Below are 19873 nucleotides of genomic sequence, written 5' to 3' on the forward strand. Positions count from 1 at the left end.
CATCGCTCGTCATGTCGGTGGACCAAGTCCAGAACCGCGTCGCCGCCGCCCCGTCTCGATGAACAGGGGTATACGGACCGCTCAGACACCCGTCAACAGCCAAAACGGAACTTTCTCCGATTTCGACGACAGAACCACGACGGGCCGCCCGGACGGCCCTCCAGCGATCCCGAGACGGGTGCGCCCTCTCCGGGAACGATCGGCCCCTCCATCCGTAGAACCGCGTCGCCGCGGGGGCGGCACGGAGCATGCGCGATGGCGATCCAGGCCCTGAACGACCGCAAGAAGCTGTCGAGCGATTTCAACGAGGCCAACGACGCCTTCATCGATGCGGTGCTCAACGCGCTGAAGGCCGGCGAGATGCCGCTGGAGCTGGCCCGCGCCTATCTCGCCCACCCGGTGGCGATGATGCATGCGGACGGGGCGCAGGCGGTGGCCAACTACTTCGACCGCATCCTGGCGCAGCGCCCGACGATCGACTGGGCGCCGGGCGCGTAGGGACGACCGGTCAGATCGCGGGCGGGGCGAAGCCCCCGAAGCTCGCCTCGAGATGACGGCCGAGGGCGAGGGCTACGTCCTCGCGCCACGGGTGGGCCGCCACCTGCACCCCGATCGGCATCCCCTCGGGCGAGGTGCCGACGCGGACCGCCACCGCCGGCCAGCCGGTGAGGTTGTGGTTCTGGGCGTAGCCGACCCCGCGCTGCAGCGCCGGATCGAAGCTGGTGCCGTGCGCCGGCGCGACGTAGGGCGCCACCGGCGACAGCACCGCGTCGTAGCCCTGCAGGAAGGCGAGCTGCGCGTTGCGGAACGCGTCCCAGCGGGCGAACGCCGCCAGCGCCTCGGTGATGCCGGCCATGGCCGGCGCCGCGCGCGTGCCGAGCGACTGCTCGAACAGCGGCGAGATCCGCTCGGTCCCGATCGAGCGCAGGAAGGCCCGGGTGCCGGCCCCCCCGTCGCCGCGGGTCATGTCGTAGTAGACCGCCGCCGCCGTCTCGGACTCCGGCAGGCGGCGCTCCTCGACCGTCAGGCCGGCCTCCGCGAACGCCCTCGCCGCCGCGCGCACGGCCGCCGCGATCTCCGGCGTCGGGGCCGAGGCGCCGTCGTCGTCGAAGAAGGCGAGCTTCAGCCCGCGCAGGCCAACGGCGTCCGGATCGCGCAACGGCATGTCGACGATGGTGTAGTCGCGAAAATCCGGCCCGGCGACGATGGGCAGCGCGAGGGCGAGGTCGTCGACGCGGCGGGCGATCAGGCTGACGTGGAACACGCTGTTGCGGGCACCCATCGGCCGGGGAAACTGCCCGGTGCGCGGGATGCGGCCCGAGGTCGGCTTGAGCGCGGCCAGCCCGCAATAATGCGCCGGGACGCGGATGCTGCCGCCGGCATCGGTGCCGAGGCCGAGGGGCGAGCCGCCGGCCGCGACGATCGCCGCCTCACCGCCGCTGCTGCCGCCCGGCGTGCGGGCGAGGTCGTAGGGGTTGTTGGTGCGGCCGTAGACGAGGTTGTCGGTCTCCAGCGCGCCGGCGAGCTCCGGCACGTTGGTCTTGCCGAGCACGATCGCGCCGGCCGCGCGAAGGCGGGCCACCGCAGTCGCGTCGGCCTTCGGCACGTAGGCGGCCCGGCCCAGCGTGCCGCCGGTGCAGACCACGCCCGCGGTCTCCAGCGTGTCCTTGATCGTCACCGGGACGCCGTGCAGCGGTTTCGGCGCCTCGCCCCGCGCCAGGGCGGCGTCGGCAGCCGCCGCCTCGCGCCGCGCGGAGTCGGCGGTGAGCTGCACGACGGCGTTGAGCTGCGGGTTGACCGCAGCGATGCGGGCCAGATGCGCCTCGACCACCTCCGCGGCGGTGACCCGCCGGGTGCGGATCGCCTCGGCCAGCGCGCTCGCGGAGGCGGCGGTGAGCGCGTTCGTGCCGCCCGCCCGGGCGGGCGATGCCGCGAGGGCCGCAGCCGTCGCGATCCCGCCGAGCAGGGCGCGTCGGTCGATGGTGGAGGTGTCGTGCACGGGCGTCATCCGCTGGGGTGTGGGGGACGAGGCATCTTCCGTGCCGGCGAGGCCGGGAGACACGCGGCGCCCCGGTCAGTACCCCTTCTTCACCTGCGCCAGCGCGCCGGTGAGGCCGCGGGCGATGCGGGCGCGCTCGTCGGGCGAGGCGTCGCGGGCGACGACGACGTATTCCCGGCGCGAGACCAGGGTCAGGCGCTGCAACCCGAACTCCTCGTCCTCGACCTGGGTGAGCTTGGTCCAGAGCGGGTTGAAGCGCCATTGGTGGCGCTCGCCGCGGTGGCTGACGCGGGTGAGCAGGATCTCGAGCTGGGAGATCATCACCTCCTCGAAGGAGCGGCCGCGGCGGAAGCTGACCTTGAGCGCGGCGTAGATCGCCAGCATGTCGAGGCCGAAGAAGCCGGCGACCGGCCAGAAGCCCATGCGCCAGCACCACACCGAGATCACCAGCGAGACCAGGCAGCAGCCCGTCATCACCACCTTGAAGCCGGCACGGCTCAGGGACTGGGCCGGCCGGATGGTGGCCGAGAACACCGGCCGGTCGATGGTATCGGGATCGAGGCCGTCCGGGTGGACGTGGAGGTTGCCGCTCGCCATGGGACCAATATAACCCGACGATGCCAGCCAGGAAGCCGCCCGCCGTGAAGAAAGCCGCGATCGGGGGCACGCTCGCCCGACCGATCGTCGCACGCGCCACCCGCGCGCCCGATCCGGTCGGCCCCGAGGCCGTCGTCGCGATCTTCTCGCGCCTGCGGGCGGCCAATCCCGAGCCGCGGGCCGAGCTCACGTTCCTCAACCCCTACACGCTGCTCGTCGCGGTGGTGCTGTCGGCCCAGGCGACCGACGTCGGCGTGAACCGGGCGACCGGGCCGCTCTTCGCGATCGCCGACACCCCGGAGGCGATGCTGGCGCTCGGCGAGGACCGGGTGCGCGACTTCATCCGCACGATCGGGCTGTTCAACACCAAGGCGAAGAACGTGATCGCGCTCTCGCGCATCCTGGTCGAGCAGCACGGCGGGGTGGTTCCGCGCAGCCAAGCGGAGCTGCAGGTGCTGCCCGGCGTCGGCGCCAAGACCGCGAGCGTGGTGCTCAACGTCGCCTTCGGCGAGGCCCGCATCGCGGTCGACACCCACATCTTCCGCGTCGCCAACCGCATCCCGCTGGTGGTCGCCGCCACCACCGACAAGGTCCAGGCCGGGCTGGAGGCGCTGGTGCCCGAGCCCTTCCGCCTCAATGCCCACCACTGGCTGATCCTGTTCGGCCGCTACGTCTGCAAGGCGCGCAAGCCCGACTGCCCGAACTGCCCGATCGCCGACCTGTGCCGCTACCCGGACAAGACGGCGTGAGGGGGCGCCCCGGTGCGAGGCCTGCAAGGGGGAAGGCATCCCGTCATCCCGCCCGCCATCCCGGGGCGCCGAAGGCGAGCCCGGGATGACGAGGCGGGGGCGGGAAGCGTGCGCGCGACGGACGAACGCCGGCGTCGACCAAGGCCGAGGAAGGCGCGCCGCGCGTATCCCCCACCCGGCTAACGCGTTGTGCTGCCAGCGCGCTTCGGGTAGTTTGCGGCACGGTCGCCGGGGTTCCCAGCCATGACATGTGCCCGCGGCCCGACCTCTCCCGAGGTCTGAACGCCGCGGAATCCGCGCACGTCTCGTCGCCAAGGAGCCACGGCCCGATGGACTTCCTCAAACCACGGTACACGCCTATGAACCGCCGCCGTCGCATCTACGAGGGCAAGGCGAAGGTCCTCTACGAGGGTCCGGAGCCGGGAACGCTCATCCAGCACTTCAAGGACGACGCGACCGCCTTCAACGCGAAGAAGCACGAGATCATCGACGGCAAGGGCGTGCTGAACAACCGGATCTCGGAGTTCGTCTTCCAGCACCTCAACGACATCGGCGTGCCGACCCATTTCATTCGCCGGCTCAACATGCGCGAGCAGCTGATCCGCGAAGTCGAGATCATCCCGCTCGAGGTGGTGGTGCGCAACGTCGCCGCCGGCTCGCTGGCGACGCGGCTCGGGCTCGAGGAGGGCACCCAGCTGCCGCGCTCGATCATCGAGTTCTACTACAAGAACGACGCGCTCAACGACCCGATGGTGTCGGAGGAGCACATCACCGCGTTCGGCTGGGCGACGCCCCAGGAGATCGACGACATCATGGCGCTGGCGATCCGCGTCAACGACTTCCTGTCGGGCCTGTTCCTCGGCGTCGGCATCCGCCTGGTGGACTTCAAGATCGAGACCGGCCGCCTGTGGGAGGGCGACATGATGCGCATCGTCGTCGCCGACGAGATCTCCCCGGATTCGTGCCGGCTGTGGGACATCAAGTCCGCCGACAAGCTCGACAAGGACCGCTTCCGCAAGGATCTCGGCGGCCTGATCGAGGCCTATACCGAGGTCGCCAAGCGGCTCGGGATCATGTCGGAGAACGAGAAGGTCCAGACCGGCGGACCGCGCCTGGTCCAGTAGGGCCGTCGACGGCGCCCGCGCGCAGCCGCGCGTGGGTCGAGAGATCGGGATCGAAGCCCGGATGATAATGGGGGTCCTGCGCCAGCAGCGGCCCCCATCGCATTTTGAATGCCGCGACCTCGCGGGCGTGGCGGCTTTCGGCCTCCGGCGAGCGCCTACGGCTCGCGCCCTCGCGGTGATGCAGCACCGCGCTTGGCACCATCAGCGTGCGGTGGCCGGCCGCGTTCAGGCGCAGGCACAGGTCGACGTCGTTGAAGTCGACCGCGAAATGCGCGGCGTCGAAGCCGCCGACCGCGCGGAACTTGGCCGCCTCGACCACGAGGCAGGCGGCGGTGACGGCCGAGACCGCATGCGTCGCCCGCAGGCGCATGCCGTCGCCGGGGGCGTCCCCGGGGAAGTGCCGATGCGCGTGGGTGGCGAGGCCTCCGGTGCCGAGCACGATGCCGGCGTGCTGGATCCGGCCCTCCCCGTCGAGCAGCTTGGCGCCGACCGCGCCGATCTCGGGCCGCAGCGCCTCGCGCACCATCCGCCCGAGCCAATCCGGCCTGAAGGCCTCGACGTCGTTGTTGACGAAGGCGAGCAGCGCGCCCCGCGCCAGCGCGGCGGCCGCGTTGTTCATGCCGGCGAAGTCGAACGGCCCCGGGCAGGCGACGACGCGCACCCCCTCGCCTTCGAGGGCGCGGAAGTAGGCCAGGGTCTCGGGCGCGCGGCTGTCGTTGTCGGCGATCAGGATCTCGAGGGTCGGCCAGTCGGTGCGGGTGCGCAGGCCGTCGAGGCACGCGCGCAGCAGATCGACCCGGTCGCGGGTCGGGACGATGACGCTGACCAGGGGAAGCGGATCGGGCAGCGGATGCAGGGCCGAGACGACGCCGTCGGGTTCGCGCGCCAGCCCGGTCGCGGCCCGACCAGTGCGGTCGAGGTGGCGGCGTAGGCTGGCGAGCCGGGTTTCGAGATGGGCGTCTCGCGGCCCCCGCCTTCCCTCGCCCTGAAGCGGGAGAGGGTGGGCCTCGCGCGAGCGAGGGTCGGGAGCGGGGAGCGCCGTAGCCGGATCGGTCGCTCCCCTCTCCCGCCCGCCTTCGGAGGGTCCCCTCCCCCGCAGAGGGGGGAGGGAAGACGCGCGGTCGGAAGCGAGGTCCGGCCCGATCCGAACCGACACGATCCCCGGCAGGTGCCCGATCGCGTCCGGGCCGAAGCGCTCGACGATGCGCAAGGCGGCGTCGAGGGCCGAGATCTCCGCGTCCCCGCCGGCGATCGCGCAAAGGCTCGTCCGGCGCACGGCGAGCACCGGGCCGAGCCAATCGACGGCCATCAGGTAGTCTGGATCGAAGGCCGGGCGCAGCAGCGGGAACACCGGGCCGCCGGGCGAAGCCTGGACCAGCGCGTCACCGTAGAGCGCGTGCAGGCTCGGATCGGCGGCGAAGGCGGCGGCGAAGGCCCGGCGGGCGCCCGCGACGAGCGCGTGACCCGGTGCCGTGAGCAGGCGGAGGTCGGGATCGTCGGACGGGACGGGCTCGGTCGGAAACCGGTCCAGGATCCCGGGCGGCAGCGCCAGGCGGTGATCGATGCCGACGAGGGCCGCGCATTGCTGGCGCGCGCGCAGGCGCCGGCCGGTGAGGCGGGCCCAGAGGATCGCGAAGGTCCGCCGCGGATGACGCGCCAGGGTGGCGGCGACGGCGCGCGTGCCCGAGCCAGCCATGGCTATTCCAGGTCCTCGCCAAAGGTCGTGAGCGACAGGGCGGGATGATAGAACGGATCGTGCCGGATCACGTCGCGCCAGCGCTCGGTGAAGCGGGCGGCCTCCGCCTCGAACCGGATGCGCTTGGCGCCCACCGACGGGCCGCGGCTCACCGATTCGAGGTGGGCCAGGGTGGCGGCCGGCGTCCACACCGTCTTGCAACCGGCCGCCCCGAGGCGGAGGCAGAAATCCACGTCGTTGAAATCGACCGGGAACGCCTCCGCGTCGAAGCCGCCGACCGCCCGATAGTTTTCCCGTGAAACAGCGAGGCACGCGGCGGTGACGGCCGAGACCTCGTGCGCGACCCGCATCTGCCCGAGACGGCCGGGGCTGCCCGCGGGGCGCTTGCGCAGGATGTGCCCGGCCCGCCCGCCGAGCCCGACGACGACGCCGGCATGCTGCAACGTGCCGTTCGCGTAGAGCAGCTTGGCGCCGACCGCGCCGACCTCCGGCCGCAGCGCCTGCCGGACCATCGCGTCGAGCCAATCCGGGTGCAGCACCGCCACGTCGTTGTTGAGCAGCACGACGACGGCGCCGGTCGCGGCCGCCACCCCGGCATTGACCATCGCCGAGAAGTTGAAGGGCGCATCGAACGCGACGATCCGCACCCGCCGATCGCGCCGGAGCGCGTCGTAGTGAGCGAGCACCGCCGGATCGGTCGAGCCGTTGTCGACGATCACGCACTCGATCGCAGGGTAGGCGGTCTCGTGCAGCACGCCGCGGCAGACCCGCTCGATCAGGTCGAGCCTGTCGCGCGACGGGATCACGATGCTGACGCGCGGCGCCGGCTCGGGCAGCGGCCAAAGCAGGTCGACGACGCCGTCGCGGATCGCCGGCTCGGCGGCGTCGGTGCGATGCCGGGCGAGCGCGGCGGCGCGCGGCGCGGCATCCGGCGCGGCCCCGGTGGTCTCGGCGAGGATGCGCGGGAGGTGCGCCACACGGGTCGCGCGCGCGCCGAGCCACAGGTCGAGGGCGAGCGGAAACGCCGCGATCGCCCCGGCCGGGTCTTCGGGAAGGCGCGGGAGCAGGGCCGGCGCGGCGAGCCACGGCCGGCCCTGGTAGCCGGTGGTGCGGGCGAGATCCGGGCTCCAATCCGGTTTCAGCCGGGGCGCGCCGTCGCGCAGCTCGTCGGCGTAGATCAGGTCGGCGGTGCCGATCTCCGCGAAGAGCTGAGCGAGCGCCTCGGGCCTCAGCCGGTCGCCGGCGCGGAGCAGGCAGAGGGGCGCGATTCCGAGGACATCCCCGAGGCCGCGATCGTCGCGCCAGGCCTCGTGCGCGATGCGAGGGTCGTCGGGCGTGGCCTGCAAGGCGGCGGCGTGCAGGACGATCGCGCGCCAGTCGGGATGGGTCTGCGCGCGCAGGCTCGCGAGCGTCGCGGCGAGGCTTTCGGCATCCGCGTCGGCCAGGACGAGCACGCAGATCATGCCGAACGCCCCCTTCCCTCCCCCGCCTTCGGGGGAGGGCGGAGGGAGGGCGCGGTCCGCCGCCCAATCCGAGAACCGCGCGCGCGGCGTCACCGCGCAGGTCCCGCGGAGGGTGTCGCGATAGCGGCGCTCGTCGCCGCGCAGGCGTTCGTAGAGGGCGGAGACGGCGCGGAGCGGCCGGGTCGCGAGCGCTTGCAGGAACAGGCTCGCCTCGGTGCGGCGGCCGACGCGCTCCAGCACGAAGCCGGGTCCGGCGGCGAGGCGGATCTCGCGGAGGTCGTCCGGGAGCAGGCCGAGCCAGTGGGCGCAGGGCTGCGCGACGCCGGGCAGCACCACGTCCTGCGCGCCCTCGGCGCGGATCAGGCGCAGCATCGGCCGGCGCGGCCGGGCGGTCGGCGGCTCGCGATAGGTCAGGACGACCCAGCCGCCGCGGCCGATCTCCGGCAGCACGAGGCGGCGGTCGAAGACCGGGTCGGCCGCCGGCACGCAGTGGAACGCGGTCGCGCGCCCGAGGTCGAGCCGGGCGGTCAGGCGCGGAACGGGCCGTCTCCCGGCTTGGGCTTCACTGCGCGGCGCCCGCCTCGGCCGGAGCTTCGGAGGGCGCCTCGGACGGGGCCTGGGCCACCGGCGCGCGGCGGCGGGGTTTCGGCTTCGCCGCCGCCGCCTTCGGGGCGCCGCCCAGGCCGACGACGATCTCGTAGTCGGCGCTCACGGCGGCCGGCACGGGGATGTCGTCCTCCACCACCGTGGCGAAGCCCTGGGCCTCGCCCGACCCGACCGAGACCGCGACGCGGCGGGTGCGGGTGCTGACGGTCTTGTCGTCGTGCTTGATCGCGATGGTGAAGGGCACGTCGAACCGGCCGGGCGCGCCGGAGGGGCCGAGCAGGACGCGGGCCTCGATGCCGACCTTGACCGTGATCGACCCGTCCGCGCGCCGGGTGCACTCGCGGGCGATGCGCCCGAGGGAGACCTGGCTGCGGATGCCGGCGCCGGTGGCGCCGGCCGGGTTGGTGAGCGCGGCGCCGCCGTCCGGCACGTCGACGGTCGGGCAGTTGGGCGCCTCGAGCTCCTTGGGCTGCGACGGCGGCACGGTGGTGCCGCCGTACTTGAGCAGGTTGGAGAAGATGTTGCCCTCCTCGGCACCCGCGGGCGCCGCGCCGAGCGCGAGGGCGAGCCCGCAGAGGGCCGTTCGCCCGATCCCCAAAGCCCCGATCATGCCGCGCCTCCCGATGCTCACTTCAGGCTGTCGAACCCGGCCGCGAAGCCCTTCATCGACAGCGGGATGCCGACGCCCTCTTCCGGCGTCTGGAACACGATGAAGGTCGCCTGCGTGCCGGCCTTGAACTGGCGCACGAGGCCCTCGTCCATCACCACCTCGGCGACGCAGCCGGTGGTGAGGCAGCGCACGAAGCCGGCGCGGCCGACGTCGGTCTGGTCGATCTTCAGCCCGAGGCCCGACGGCAGCAGCACGCCGAGCGGCGCGACCACCCGCAGCAGGTAGCCGCGGTTGTCGGCGGTCTTCAGCACGATGACCACCAAGGTGAGGTTCGGGCGGTCCTCGGCGGCGAGGTACTGCACCATGGCGCATTGCTCGGCCTTGGCGCCGGCCGGGGTCTCGCAGCGCAGCTGCCAGTCCTCGAAGGTCTTGCGCACCATGCCCTGCGCCTGCGCCGCGCCGCCGAGGCCGCCCAGCAGGCCGCCGGCGAGGGCCACGGTTGCCAGCGCCGACGACAGGCGCCTGACACGGTCGAAACTCCTGTGCAGCCGCACCGACGATCCCTTCACGAGCGCCCCCCCGGGCCCGTTGCGGGCGGGAGGCCTTGCCGAAAACCCGGGTGTTCCGACCATGCGGGGCCCGGCGCTGTCAAGCGAGCCGCGCCGGCGCCCGCGGCAAACGCGCGGGCCTCAGCGCCGCCTCGTCCCGCCCGGGCCCGAAACGCGGCGGCCGGACACCGTGCGGACCGAATGTTGCCACAATGCGCTATCGCCGGGACGCGCCGCGACCTAGATATCGCAGCGATGCATCATCACACGAGAGCCGGCGCCATGCGTGTCCTCGCCCTGACGGTCCTGCTGCTCGGCGCCACCGGCGTCGCGGCGACGGCCGAGCCGCTTCCGATCGGCGAGACGACCTACGTCGAGCGCTCGCTCAACCGCAGCGGCCTGCTCACGGTCGAGCATCCGCCGGTGGAGGTGAACCCCTACGGCCGCCGCAACGGCAACGCCGCCATCGCCGGCTTCTGCCGCGAGGGCGGGCTGATCCGTCGCCGCGACGAATTCGGCAACCCGATCGTCGTGCGCCAGCGCGAGCTCTGCGACAGCGTCGCCCCGCGCACCCTCGATCCCGGCGAGGTCGACCCCCGCCCGGCCTGGCCGGCGGAACGGGTCTCGCGCGAGCGGGTGCTGCGCGCGAAGGGGTGAGATTCGCGAAGCCGCACCGTTCGCCCACGCGGTTTCTCGCTCCTTCCCGTCATTCCGGGGCGCCGAAGGCGAGCCCGGGATCCAGAACCGCAGGTCGTGTTCCCGTATGCGCCGTCGCGGCTCTGGATTCCGGGCTCCGCTGCGCGGCCCCGGGATGACGGGGAGGGACCGGTGGAATGGCGCGTCCTCGGTCCGCGATCCGCACCCTCACCCGTAGCGATGCAGCGCCGTGCCGTTGCGCTTGAGCCAGGCCTCGGCCGCGTCGACCTCGGGGCAGAGCTGGCCGAGCAGCGTCCAGAACCGGGCCGAATGGTTCATCTCGCGCAGGTGCGCCATCTCGTGGGCGACGAGGTAGTCGAGCACGACGGGCGGCGCGAGGATCAGGCGCCAGGAGAAGTTCAAGGCGCCGCCGGCGGTGCACGAGCCCCAGCGGCTGCGCGTGTCGCGCACCGTGATCCGCACCGGGCCCTGGCCGAGCTTGGCCGTGTAGTGCGCCACCGCACGCGCGAGGTCGCGGCGCACCTCCCCGTCGAGGAAGGCCTGCACCCGGCGGGCGACGTGCTCGGGCCCGCAGGAGACCGACAGCACCGGCTCGGCCGCGTCGGCCTCGATCCGGGTGATGCCGCTGCGCGAGCCCCGCCGCACGATCCGGTGCGGCACGCCGCGCAGGGGCACCATCGCGCCCTCCGCGAACGGCACCCGCTCGGGCACGCGGGCGAGGCGCGCGGCGATCCAGCCGCCGTGGCTCACGGCGAAGCGCTGGGCGGTGCTGATCGCGCTGCGGGCCGGCAGGGTGATCACCACCTCGCCGGTGGCGGCCGAGACCCGCAGCGTCAGGCGCCGCGCGGTCGGGCGCCGACGCACCGCGACGCGGTAGGTCTCGCCGTCATGCACGATATCGAGATGGTCGGGATCGGGGCGTCGCAGCAGCGCGAAGGGCATGGTGCCAGTCTAGCTGCGTGGCCGCCGCCCCTCCAGGGCGGCGACGCCAGATTCCGGCGCGTTTTCGCCCCGTCGGAAGCGCCGCTCAGCTCGCGAGCTGAATCGGCGCCGCGGCGTCGGCCGGAAGCCCCTGCATCGCGCGCACGAAGGCGGCGATCCGCGGGGCGATGATCGTGCGGTAGCGCGAGCCGTTGAACACGCCGTAATGCCCGACGCCCGGCTGCAGGTGGTAGGCCTTGCGCTCCTGGGGCAGGTTCGGCGTCAGGTCGAGGGCGGCGAGCGTCTGGCCGACGCCGGAGATGTCGTCGTTCTCGCCCTCGACCGCGAGGATCGCGCAGCGGCGGATCGCCGTCAGGTCGACCGGCACGCCGCGGTGGCGCATCGTGCCCTTGGGCAGGTCGTGGTTCACGAACACCGTCTCGACGGTCTGGAGGTAGAACTCGGCCGTCAGGTCCATCACCGCCAGGTACTCGTCGTAGAACTCGCGGTGCTTCTCCGCCGAATCGCCGTCGCCCTTCACGAGATGGTCGAACATGTCGGAATGGGCCGTCACGTGCCGGTCGAGGTTCATCGCCATGAATCCCGAGAGCTGCAGGAAGCCCGGATAGACCGCCCGCCACGCGCCCGGATGGATCGGCGGCACGTAGGAGATCGTGTTGGTCTCGAACCAGGCCTGCCCGCGCTCCTGCGCCATGCAGTTCACGGCGGTGGGCGAGCGGCGGGTGTCGATCGGCCCGCCCATCAGGGTCATCGAGACCGGCACGCCGGGATCGCCCGCGGCCTCCATCACCGCGATCGCCGCCAGCACCGGCACCGCGGGCTGGCACACGGCCATCACGTGCAGGTCCGGCCCGAGCGCGGCGAAGATCGCCTTGCAATAGTCGATGTAGCTGTCGAGATCGAACCGGCCGGCGAGCAGCGGCACCATGCGCGCATCCGACCAGTCGGTGACGAAGACGTCGTGGTTCGGCAGCATCGCCTCGACGGTGCCGCGCAGCAGCGTCGCGTAGTGGCCCGACATCGGCGCGACCACGAGGAGCTTCGGCTGCGGGCTGGCCGGCGGGGTCGCGAAGGCACGCTCGAACGCGATCACCCGGCAGAACGGCCGCTCCCACACGATCCGCTCGGTCACCGGCACGGCGACGCCGTCGACGACGGTCTCGGACAGCCCGAAGGCCGGCTTGCCGTAGCGGCGGGTGGCCCGCTCGAACATCTCGCAGCCGGCCGCCATCGAGCGGGCGTAGGGCGAGTAGGCGAGCGGGTTGGCCGGGTTCTGCAGGCCGAACCGCGCCATGTCGGCGGCCATGCGCGCCGGCGCCATCAGGAACCGCATGCCCTCGAAGGCGGTGTAGGCGAGATCCATCCGGGCCATCGAACGCTCCTTCGCCCGGACGCGGCCGTCGGGCGTTGCAGGCAACCACCTTACCCGGGCGATGGTTCCGGTGAAGGCCCGTCGCGCGGACGTGATGCGATGGTCCTCGGCTCGTTACGCGACACGGCGTGGTCGAGGCGCGGGTCCCCTCTCCCGGACGGGAGAGGGGCGGGGCGGTGCTTCCCGCCCCCCCGAACGACCTACGCGTTGTCGCCGCGGATCGCGGCGATGACCGCGTCGGTGACCTGGCGCGTGGTGGCGGTGCCGCCGAGGTCCGGCGTGTGCAGGCTCGGGTCGGCGGTGACGCGCTCGACCGCGCGCATCAGCCGGTCGGCCGCCGGCGCCTCGCCGAGATGCTCCAGCATCTGGCACGCGGTCCAGAAGGTGGCGATCGGGTTGGCGATGCCCTTGCCCGTGATGTCGAAGGCCGAGCCGTGGATCGGCTCGAACATCGACGGGTAGGTGCGCTCCGGGTTGATGTTGGCGGTCGGCGCGATGCCGAGCGAGCCGGCGAGCGCCGCGGCGAGGTCCGAGAGGATGTCGGCGTGGAGGTTGGTCGCGACGATGGTGTCGAGCGTCTGCGGCTTCATCGTCATGCGCATGGTCATGGCGTCGACCAGCATCTTGTCCCAGGTCACGTCGGGAAAGTCCCGGGCGACCTCCGCTGCGATCTCGTCCCACATCACCATGGCGTGGCGCTGGGCGTTCGACTTCGTCACCACGGTCAGGAGCTTGCGCGGGCGCGACTGCGCGAGCTTGAAGGCGTAGCGGATGATCCGGTCGACCCCGGAGCGGGTCATCATCGAGACGTCGGTGGCGACCTCGTTCGGATGGCCCTGGTGCACGCGCCCGCCGACGCCCGCATACTCGCCTTCCGAGTTCTCGCGCACGATCACCCAGTCGAGCTCCGGCCCCGACACGTGGCGCAGCGGCGAGGTGATGCCGGGCAGGATCCGGGTCGGGCGGACGTTGGCGTACTGGTCGAAGGGCTGGCAGATCGCGAGCCTGAGGCCCCAGAGCGTGATGTGGTCGGGCACGTCGGGCGCGCCGACGGCGCCGAAGAAGATCGCGTCGTGGTGGCGGATCTGGTCGCGCCCGTCGGCGGGCATCATCACGCCGTGGCGCTTGTAGTAGTCCGAGCCCCAGTCGAAGTGGTCGAACCGGAAATCGAAGCTGCCGGCCTTCTCGGCGAGCGCGTCGAGCACCTCGATGCCGGCGGCGATGACTTCGATGCCGATGCCGTCGGCGGGAATGGCGGCGATTCTGTAGGTGGTCATGACGGGTCTCCGTGGGATGCGGTGCGCGGATCGAGCGGGGTTCTAGCGCGCGGTGGCGCCGGCCGGCTCGGCCCGCCGCCCGGAACGGGCGACGACGAGCGTGAGGACGGCCGAGAGGACGAGGAGCGCCGCCACGAAGACCAGGCCGCCGGTGAAGCTGCCGGTGCGGTCCTTGATCCAGCCGATCGCCCAGGGGCCGACGAAGCCGCCGAGGTTGCCGATCGCGTTGATCGTGGCGATGCCCACCGCCGCGGCCGAGCCGGACAGGAACATCGTCGGCATCGCCCAGAGCGGGGGCTTGGCCGAGCTGATGCCGACGTTGACGAGGCTCAGGGCCGCGACGACCGCCAGCGTCGAGGCGGCGCCGCCGGCCAGCATCAGGCCGGCCGCCGCGACGAGGCAGGCGACGACCACGTGCCAGGTGCGCTCGCCGGTCCGGTCGGAATGGCGCGCCCACAGAATCATCGCGACCACCGCGATCGTCGGCGGCACGGCATTGAGGAAGCCGACCGCCAGCGTCGACAGGCCGAAGCTCCTGATGATCTGCGGCGCCCAGATGCCGAGCGTGTAGAGGCCGGCGGAGGTGCCGAAGTAGATCAGCGCGAGCGCCAGCACGCGGATGTCGGTGATCCCGGCCATGAGGCCGTGCTTGGCGTGCACCCGCTTGCCGGCGCGCTCGGCGTCCATCTCCGCGACGAGCCAGGCGCGCTGGTCGTCGGCGAGCCACGTCGCCTTCTCGGGCCGGTCGGTGAGGTAGAACAGCACGACGACCCCGAGGATCACGGCCGGCACCGCCTCGACGATGAACATCCACTGCCAGCCGTGCAGGCCGAGGAGGCCCTCCATCTCCAGGAGCGCGCTGGAGAGCGGCGAGCCGAGCAGCACCGAGATCGGCGCCGCCGCCATGAACAGCGAGACCACCGCCGCGCGGTAGCGGGCCGGGAACCAGTAGGTCAGGTAGAGGATGATGCCGGGAAAGAACCCGGCTTCCGCCGCGCCGAGCAGGAAGCGCAGCACGTAGAAGCTGGTCTCGCCTTGGATGAAGGCGAAGGCCCCCGACAGCATCCCCCAGGTGATCATCACCCGGGCGATCCACAGGCGCGCGCCGACCTTGTCGAGGATGTAGTTCGAGGGCACCTCGAACAGGAAGTATCCGAAGAAGAACACCCCGGCGCCGAAGCCGAACACCGCCGAGGTGAAGCCGAGGTCCTTGTTCATCGTCAGGGCGGCGAAGCCGATGTTCACCCGGTCGATGAAGGCGACGAAGTACAGCAGGCAGATAAACGGCACCAGGCGCCACGCGACCCGGCGCATGGTTGCCTGCTCGAGCGAGCGGTCCATCGTGTCCTCCTCGGATGGGCTCCGGCGATCGTGTCGGTCTTCAGTGCCAACTTCCATGCAAGATGGCATGTGGTAAGATATTGCAGGCGGGCGCGTCAAGCCTGCATTGCAGCCTCCATGGAAGCTGATAGGCCTGCGCCGCGGTGGGAGGTCGTGATGGTTCGGGTGCGTGCGGAGAAGGCCGAGGAGGGCGACAGGCGCCCCTCCCTCGTCGACGACGCCTATGCGGCGATGAAGGAGGAGATCCGCGAATCGCGGTTTCCGCCCGGGTACCAGGCCTCCGAGCAGGAGATCGCGCTGCGCCTCGGCATGAGCCGGACGCCGGTCCACGAGGCCGCCATCCGCCTGCAGGAGGACGGCCTCGTCCGGATCCTGTCGCGCAAGGGCATCGTCATCTGCGCGCTGGCGCCGGCCGACATGCGCGAGATCTACGACGTGGTGATCGCGGTCGAGGGGCGGGCGGCGGCGCTGATCGCGGGCCTGCCGGAAGCGGAGCGCGAGGCGGCGGCGGCGCGGCTCGCCGCCGCCACCACCGCGATGGCCGAGGCCCGGGCGGCGGGCGACCTCGCGGCCTGGGGCCATGCCGACGAGGATTTCCACCGCACCCTGGTCGAGCGCGCCGGCAACGGCCGCATGATCCGGATCAACCAGACGATCAACGACCAGTCGCACCGCGCCCGCATGCTGACGCTCAAGCTGCGCCGGGAGCTCGGAGCCTCGGTCGCCGAGCACGAGCGGATCGTCGCGGCGATCCGCCTCGGCGACGCCGCCGCGGCCCAGGAGCGCGCGCAGAGCCACCGCCTGCGCGCCCGCGACGAGCTGCTTCCGCTGCTCGAGAGCTTCGGGCTGAAGCACCTCTGACCCGAATGCGGCCGTGTCCCGGCGCCGTTCGGTCCCGCCGGGGACGAAGGCGGCGGTGGACGCCCGGTCTCACGCCGTCCTTCGCGCCACCGCCGGCCCCTCGTTTCGGCGCGGAAACGATGAGATCGGGACGCATTGCTGTGCGTTAAGCGCTTTTTTACGGTCTTCGGAAAATCGAACCGAGCAATGACGCCTCATGGACGGTCGTTCGCGCGGAACAACTTCACGTTAAATATTGCGGTTCTATACATGCACCGTGGATTGCAGGCTCGGTGATCTCGGGCCTGGGTTGCGTGTGGAGATGTCGGATGCGTCGGGCCGTGTCGCGCGCGAGACCAGCGCTGGCTCGAAACCAGAGCGGCAACGTCGTCGTGATCTTCGCCCTGAGCCTGCCGTTGCTGCTCGGCGCCGGCGGGCTCGCGATCGACTACGGCAATGCCGTCCGCATCCGCGCCGTCGCGGCCAGCGTCGCGGACGCGACCGCGCTCCTCGTCGCCAACGCCGATACGGTCGCGGCGGCGGCCGAGGGTTTCCGCCTCGCCAACGCCCAGCTCACGTCCCGCCTCGGCACGGCCAATGCGGCGAACGGCTACCAGATCAACGGCACCTGGATCGACGGCGCGAACTATCGCGTGACCATCTCGACGACGCTTCGGACGAGCCTGCTGCACCTGCTGCCCGGCATGCCGCGCCAGATCACCGTCGCGACCGCGACCACGGTCAACCGCGTCGCCCCCGTCTACGAGACGGCTCCGCCGACGGTGAGCCAGCTGTCTCCCGATGCCGCCGACTACAATCGGATCTACATCTACTGCTATTCGTCCGACCCGGCCCGGCAGGCCTCCGCCGACAAGGGCCGCACGATCCCGGTGCCGATCGCCGACAACGCGACGCCGCCGTCGGACTATTCCAAGTACAAGGCCCCGACCTGCGGCGCCAACGAGGCGCCGTCCTACATGCTGCGGAACGTCCGGAACGGGCGCAGCAACAAGTCCGCCTGGGACGACCCCAATCAAGAGGTGTATCAATACTACACCGATACGATGATCGACACCGGCCTGCGCGTTCAGACGATGGGCATGAAGGGCTATCGCGTCAATTCCAACGGCAGCATGACCACGGTCAACATGGTCTCGAACCCGATCCTCGAGACGATCGTCTGCGACAACCTGAGCCAATGCCGGAACAAGTCCAACGGCGGCATCCTGCCGAACAACAACACCACCCATACGCCGGCGACCTCCACCGCGAGCTGCAGCGAAGGGAAGTACATGTATTACGGGTGGGAGGATCGGCCGCCGAGCGCGGGAAGCGATCGCGACTACGATGACATCCGCATCGTCGTCTCCTGCCCGACCACGACGAAAGTCTCCGACAAGAAGCTCCGGATCGTGGAATAGGCGTTGTTTTCATGAACGCCCGCCCGACCCGTGAACCCCCTGCCCTGAGCCCGGGAATGGTCGTCGATGCGATCCGCCATCCTCGTCATCGGCAGCGGAAGGCCGGCCCGGCCCTGCGTCGCTTCCCGGCGGCGCGCGACGGAGCCAGCGCCGTCGAGTTCGCGCTGGTCGCGATGCCGTTCATCGCCCTGCTGGCCATGGTCCTGCAAACGGCCCTGCTGATCTGGGCCTCGCGCGATCTCGACGATGCGCTGCAACGCGCCGGGCGGACGATCTACACGGGAGAATTCCAGACCTCGAACGCGGGCCAGAGCGACGCCGGCACCCTGCTCGCCGCCATGAAGACCGCGATCTGCGGCACCACCGCATCGCGCGTCGTCACCGTGTTCGATTGCGACACCCTGAAGCTCGACGTGGCCCTGGGCAGCTCGTTCGCCGGCAGCACGATCCCGACCCCGTTGGACACAAAGACGCGCGACTGGTCCAAAGGCTTCGGCTCGAACTATGCGTGCGCGCAGCCCGGATCGATCGTCGTCGTCACCGCGGCCGTCAAGCAACGCGTCGCGTTCGGCTTCCTCTACGCGAGCCTGCCGAGCTTCGGCGACGGCTCGCGCCTGCTTCAATCCACGGCGGTGTTTCGAACCGAACCCTATGACACGTCTTCCAGCAAGAGCTGCTAGGCCGAGGAACCGGGCGATGCTGCGGACGGCCGATCGGCCGGCATCGTCGTCCGGCTTCGGATCCGATGCCCGCGGCGTCTCGGCGATCGAGTTCGCGCTCGTCCTTCCGATCCTGCTGACGATCTCGCTCGGCATCTCGGAATTCGCGCGTGCGATCGACCATTACCGGAAGGTCACGCTCCTGGCGCGGACGGTCGCGGATCTCACCGCGCAGGGCGACGCCGCGACACCGATGGCGACCGCCACGATGACCGACATCCTGGCCTCGGCCAAGCTCGTCCTCACGCCCTATGCCAGCGGCTCGGCCAGCATCGTGGTCAGCGCGCTCGGCGTGTACGCCGACGGCGGCGGCCAGCGTCCCAAGGTCTGCTCCAGCTACGCCACGAGCAACGGCACGGCCCGCGGGCTCGGGACGGCGGCCGACCTCACCGTTCCCGACGGCTTCCAGATCGGCGGCATGCGCTACGTGCTGGCCGAGGTGAGCGTTCCCTACGCGCCGCTGCTCGGCAGCAACCTGATCCGCTTCATCGGCGGGGCCAACAACCAGTTCACGTTCAAGGCCAACGTGCCCTGGCCGGTCCGCGGCGGCCAGCCCGCCAAGTCGACCTACAACGAGGTCGTCATGCCCGGCGGCAAAGCCTGCACCTGACGAGGCTTGCACCTGGGCGCGCCTCGCCGATCTGCAAGGCGCGCGAAAGCCGGTCCTTCGCGCGGGCGGGACCGCGCGGTCAGGCCCGGCCCATGCTGACCGAGAGCATCGCCGGGTCGATGCCGTTGCCGCGCAGCGCCCGGTCGTACTTTCCGGCGAGGTCGGCGTGGAAGATCAGGTCCGGGTCGGCCGGGCAGTTGAGCCAGCCGTTGGCCATGATCTCGCTCTCGAGCTGGCCCGCCTGCCAGCCAGCATAGCCGAGCGCCAGCACGGCGCTGGCCGGCCCGTCCCCCGCCGCGATCGCGCGCAGGATCTCGACGGTGGCGGTGAGGCAGATTCCGTCGTCGATGATCAGCGTCGACTGGTCGATGTGGAAGTCGTCGGTGTGGAGCACGAAGCCGCGCTTGCCCTCGACCGGGCCGCCCATCAGCACCGGCATGTGGCCGACGCGCTCGCGCAGGCGGATTGCGTCGGCCTCGCCCGCCACGTCGAGCTGCACCAGGAGGTCAGGCATCGACAGGTCGGTGACCGGCTTGTTGACGATGATGCCCATCGCGCCGTCGGCGGAGTGCGCGCAGACGTAGATGACGGAGCGGGCGAAGCGCGCATCCGTCATCCCCGGCATCGCCACGAGGAACTGGCCGTCGAGGTAGGTGGGATCGCCGGAATCGGGCATCGGTATCGAAGGCCTGGGCATCCGCGCATGCTACGCTCCGCCCCCCCGATGTCCAGCGGACAAAACGCCGTGCGGGTGTCGCCGGTCACGCGGGCGGGTCGCGCTCCGGCGTCGCCCGGTCCGGCCGCGCTCCCCTTCCTTCGGCGGTCGCCGGCGCCGAAGCGAGCACATGAGCGAGCACGCGCGCGCGCAGCAGCGGGTCGTCGATCCCCTGCCACAGGCGAAGCAGCTCCGCCGTGTCGCCGAGCGGGCAGGCGCGCGGGTCGTCGAAGGCGGAGACCGGGATCGCGAGGGACCGGGCGATCTCCGCCAGCCTGGCGGCCGCTCGGCCGGAACCTGCGACGGATTCGGAACCCATGCGCATCACCGATCGGATGATCAGAAATCAGTTTTACAGTCGGCCTTGCGGTCAGCGTAACCGATCTACGTCCGACAAAAACTATCGGATGATGGCACGACAGCTCGATGGTTCCGGGCCGCGCGTCAAACCCGTATCGAGGAGGGATGAATTCGCATCGCGATGTCGCGACGACGGTCGATGCCTGCATCGCGGCGCAGGCGGCGATCGGGGCGGCGGGGACGCGGACCCTCGTCCGCATCCTCCTGTTCCGGCCCGGCCGGGAGCT

Annotated in this window: 20 protein-coding genes; 8 read left to right on the forward strand and 12 right to left on the reverse strand. The window is 71.5% G+C overall.

The features are described from left to right. The first annotated feature begins 255 nt into the window (after positions 1–255). Positions 256–498 (forward strand): hypothetical protein, encoded by a 243-nt coding sequence (locus MKK55_RS24580; protein ID WP_147729926.1) that lies wholly within the window; start codon positions 256–258, stop codon positions 496–498. A 10-nt stretch (positions 499–508) separates the two neighbouring features. On the opposite strand, the gene MKK55_RS24585 is transcribed toward MKK55_RS24580, so the two are convergent. Next, positions 509–1999, reverse strand: coding sequence for an amidase (locus MKK55_RS24585; RefSeq protein ID WP_243938112.1), 1491 nt, complete (start codon positions 1997–1999; stop codon positions 509–511). 75 nt (positions 2000–2074) lie between these two features. Continuing rightward, complete coding sequence (locus MKK55_RS24590) at positions 2075–2596, reverse strand: DUF2244 domain-containing protein (protein WP_147728907.1); 522 nt, start codon at positions 2594–2596, stop codon at positions 2075–2077. 20 nt (positions 2597–2616) lie between these two features. Here MKK55_RS24590 and nth point away from each other — a divergent pair, with 20 nt between their 5' ends. Next, positions 2617–3345, forward strand: coding sequence for an endonuclease III (nth, locus tag MKK55_RS24595; protein WP_147728906.1), 729 nt, complete (start codon positions 2617–2619; stop codon positions 3343–3345). Between the two features lie 329 nt (positions 3346–3674). Beyond that, positions 3675–4469, forward strand: coding sequence for a phosphoribosylaminoimidazolesuccinocarboxamide synthase (purC, locus tag MKK55_RS24600; RefSeq protein ID WP_147728905.1), 795 nt, complete (start codon positions 3675–3677; stop codon positions 4467–4469). Here the strand turns inward: purC and MKK55_RS24605 are convergent. From MKK55_RS24605 to MKK55_RS24620, 4 genes are all read right to left on the reverse strand, one after another. Beyond that, a complete protein-coding gene (locus MKK55_RS24605; protein ID WP_243938114.1) occupies positions 4417–6165 on the reverse strand; it encodes a glycosyltransferase family 2 protein in 1749 nt (582 codons plus the stop codon). The genes purC and MKK55_RS24605 overlap by 53 nt on opposite strands. A 2-nt stretch (positions 6166–6167) precedes the next feature. Continuing rightward, positions 6168–8000 (reverse strand): glycosyltransferase family 2 protein, encoded by a 1833-nt coding sequence (locus MKK55_RS24610; RefSeq protein WP_243938217.1) that lies wholly within the window; start codon positions 7998–8000, stop codon positions 6168–6170. Between the two features lie 190 nt (positions 8001–8190). Beyond that, on the reverse strand, positions 8191–8844 hold the full coding sequence (locus MKK55_RS24615) for a hypothetical protein (RefSeq protein ID WP_147859469.1): 654 nt from the start codon (positions 8842–8844) through the stop codon (positions 8191–8193). Positions 8845–8861: 17 nt separating this feature from the next. Next, a complete protein-coding gene (locus MKK55_RS24620; protein ID WP_243938115.1) occupies positions 8862–9398 on the reverse strand; it encodes an invasion associated locus B family protein in 537 nt (178 codons plus the stop codon). Positions 9399–9674: 276 nt separating this feature from the next. Here MKK55_RS24620 and MKK55_RS24625 point away from each other — a divergent pair, with 276 nt between their 5' ends. Then, a complete protein-coding gene (locus MKK55_RS24625; RefSeq protein ID WP_147727962.1) occupies positions 9675–10049 on the forward strand; it encodes a hypothetical protein in 375 nt (124 codons plus the stop codon). Positions 10050–10256: 207 nt separating this feature from the next. Here the strand turns inward: MKK55_RS24625 and MKK55_RS24630 are convergent, their stop codons facing one another. From MKK55_RS24630 to MKK55_RS24645, 4 genes are all read right to left on the reverse strand, one after another. Then, positions 10257–10991, reverse strand: coding sequence for a M48 family metallopeptidase (locus tag MKK55_RS24630; protein ID WP_147727963.1), 735 nt, complete (start codon positions 10989–10991; stop codon positions 10257–10259). 85 nt (positions 10992–11076) lie between these two features. After that, positions 11077–12354 carry a polyhydroxyalkanoate depolymerase gene (locus tag MKK55_RS24635; protein WP_243938219.1) on the reverse strand — a complete coding sequence of 426 codons (1278 nt, stop codon included), beginning with the start codon at positions 12352–12354 and terminating at the stop codon, positions 11077–11079. A gap of 209 nt (positions 12355–12563) precedes the next feature. Continuing rightward, on the reverse strand, positions 12564–13640 hold the full coding sequence (locus MKK55_RS24640; protein WP_147727964.1) for a tartrate dehydrogenase: 1077 nt from the start codon (positions 13638–13640) through the stop codon (positions 12564–12566). A gap of 42 nt (positions 13641–13682) precedes the next feature. After that, positions 13683–14981, reverse strand: coding sequence for an MFS transporter (locus MKK55_RS24645; protein ID WP_243938117.1), 1299 nt, complete (start codon positions 14979–14981; stop codon positions 13683–13685). A 156-nt stretch (positions 14982–15137) separates the two neighbouring features. Between MKK55_RS24645 and MKK55_RS24650 the strand changes: the two genes are divergently transcribed. The 4 genes from MKK55_RS24650 (at position 15138) to MKK55_RS24665 (ending at position 18571) form a co-directional block, all read left to right on the forward strand. Then, complete coding sequence (locus MKK55_RS24650) at positions 15138–15842, forward strand: GntR family transcriptional regulator (RefSeq protein WP_243938119.1); 705 nt, start codon at positions 15138–15140, stop codon at positions 15840–15842. Between the two features lie 308 nt (positions 15843–16150). Beyond that, a complete protein-coding gene (locus tag MKK55_RS24655; protein WP_147729039.1) occupies positions 16151–17242 on the forward strand; it encodes a pilus assembly protein TadG-related protein in 1092 nt (363 codons plus the stop codon). 11 nt (positions 17243–17253) lie between these two features. Further along, complete coding sequence (locus MKK55_RS24660) at positions 17254–17922, forward strand: TadE/TadG family type IV pilus assembly protein (RefSeq protein WP_243938121.1); 669 nt, start codon at positions 17254–17256, stop codon at positions 17920–17922. A 16-nt stretch (positions 17923–17938) separates the two neighbouring features. Then, complete coding sequence (locus MKK55_RS24665) at positions 17939–18571, forward strand: TadE/TadG family type IV pilus assembly protein (RefSeq protein ID WP_243938123.1); 633 nt, start codon at positions 17939–17941, stop codon at positions 18569–18571. A 79-nt stretch (positions 18572–18650) separates the two neighbouring features. On the opposite strand, the gene MKK55_RS24670 is transcribed toward MKK55_RS24665, so the two are convergent. Together MKK55_RS24670 and MKK55_RS24675 are read right to left on the reverse strand one after the other, a co-directional pair. Next, the gene (locus MKK55_RS24670; protein ID WP_243938125.1) at positions 18651–19268 is read right to left on the reverse strand and encodes a YqgE/AlgH family protein; all 618 of its coding nucleotides are present in this window, start codon (positions 19266–19268) and stop codon (positions 18651–18653) included. Between the two features lie 64 nt (positions 19269–19332). Then, the gene (locus MKK55_RS24675) at positions 19333–19605 is read right to left on the reverse strand and encodes a hypothetical protein (RefSeq protein WP_243938127.1); all 273 of its coding nucleotides are present in this window, start codon (positions 19603–19605) and stop codon (positions 19333–19335) included. Positions 19606–19873 lie beyond the last annotated feature (268 nt).

Source organism: Methylobacterium sp. J-059 (assembly GCF_022829485.1).
In the GTDB taxonomy this organism is placed as follows: domain Bacteria; phylum Pseudomonadota; class Alphaproteobacteria; order Rhizobiales; family Beijerinckiaceae; genus Methylobacterium.

Excerpts from the sequence above, each read along its gene's own strand:
- MKK55_RS24590 (WP_147728907.1), bottom strand. The coding sequence starts at position 2,596 with ATGGCGAGCGGCAACCTCCACGTCCACCCGGACGGCCTCGATCCCGAT.
- MKK55_RS24615 (WP_147859469.1), bottom strand. The coding sequence starts at position 8,844 with ATGATCGGGGCTTTGGGGATCGGGCGAACGGCCCTCTGCGGGCTCGCC.
- MKK55_RS24675 (WP_243938127.1), bottom strand. The coding sequence starts at position 19,605 with ATGGGTTCCGAATCCGTCGCAGGTTCCGGCCGAGCGGCCGCCAGGCTG.
- MKK55_RS24660 (WP_243938121.1), top strand. The coding sequence starts at position 17,254 with ATGAACGCCCGCCCGACCCGTGAACCCCCTGCCCTGAGCCCGGGAATG.
- MKK55_RS24610 (WP_243938217.1), bottom strand. The coding sequence starts at position 8,000 with ATGCTGCGCCTGATCCGCGCCGAGGGCGCGCAGGACGTGGTGCTGCCC.
- MKK55_RS24645 (WP_243938117.1), bottom strand. The coding sequence starts at position 14,981 with ATGGACCGCTCGCTCGAGCAGGCAACCATGCGCCGGGTCGCGTGGCGC.
- purC (WP_147728905.1), top strand. The coding sequence starts at position 3,675 with ATGGACTTCCTCAAACCACGGTACACGCCTATGAACCGCCGCCGTCGC.
- MKK55_RS24605 (WP_243938114.1), bottom strand. The coding sequence starts at position 6,165 with ATGGCTGGCTCGGGCACGCGCGCCGTCGCCGCCACCCTGGCGCGTCAT.
- MKK55_RS24670 (WP_243938125.1), bottom strand. The coding sequence starts at position 19,268 with ATGCCCAGGCCTTCGATACCGATGCCCGATTCCGGCGATCCCACCTAC.
- MKK55_RS24580 (WP_147729926.1), top strand. The coding sequence starts at position 256 with ATGGCGATCCAGGCCCTGAACGACCGCAAGAAGCTGTCGAGCGATTTC.
- MKK55_RS24640 (WP_147727964.1), bottom strand. The coding sequence starts at position 13,640 with ATGACCACCTACAGAATCGCCGCCATTCCCGCCGACGGCATCGGCATC.
- MKK55_RS24655 (WP_147729039.1), top strand. The coding sequence starts at position 16,151 with ATGCGTCGGGCCGTGTCGCGCGCGAGACCAGCGCTGGCTCGAAACCAG.
- MKK55_RS24650 (WP_243938119.1), top strand. The coding sequence starts at position 15,138 with ATGGTTCGGGTGCGTGCGGAGAAGGCCGAGGAGGGCGACAGGCGCCCC.
- nth (WP_147728906.1), top strand. The coding sequence starts at position 2,617 with ATGCCAGCCAGGAAGCCGCCCGCCGTGAAGAAAGCCGCGATCGGGGGC.
- MKK55_RS24630 (WP_147727963.1), bottom strand. The coding sequence starts at position 10,991 with ATGCCCTTCGCGCTGCTGCGACGCCCCGATCCCGACCATCTCGATATC.
- MKK55_RS24625 (WP_147727962.1), top strand. The coding sequence starts at position 9,675 with ATGCGTGTCCTCGCCCTGACGGTCCTGCTGCTCGGCGCCACCGGCGTC.
- MKK55_RS24635 (WP_243938219.1), bottom strand. The coding sequence starts at position 12,354 with ATGGATCTCGCCTACACCGCCTTCGAGGGCATGCGGTTCCTGATGGCG.
- MKK55_RS24665 (WP_243938123.1), top strand. The coding sequence starts at position 17,939 with ATGCTGCGGACGGCCGATCGGCCGGCATCGTCGTCCGGCTTCGGATCC.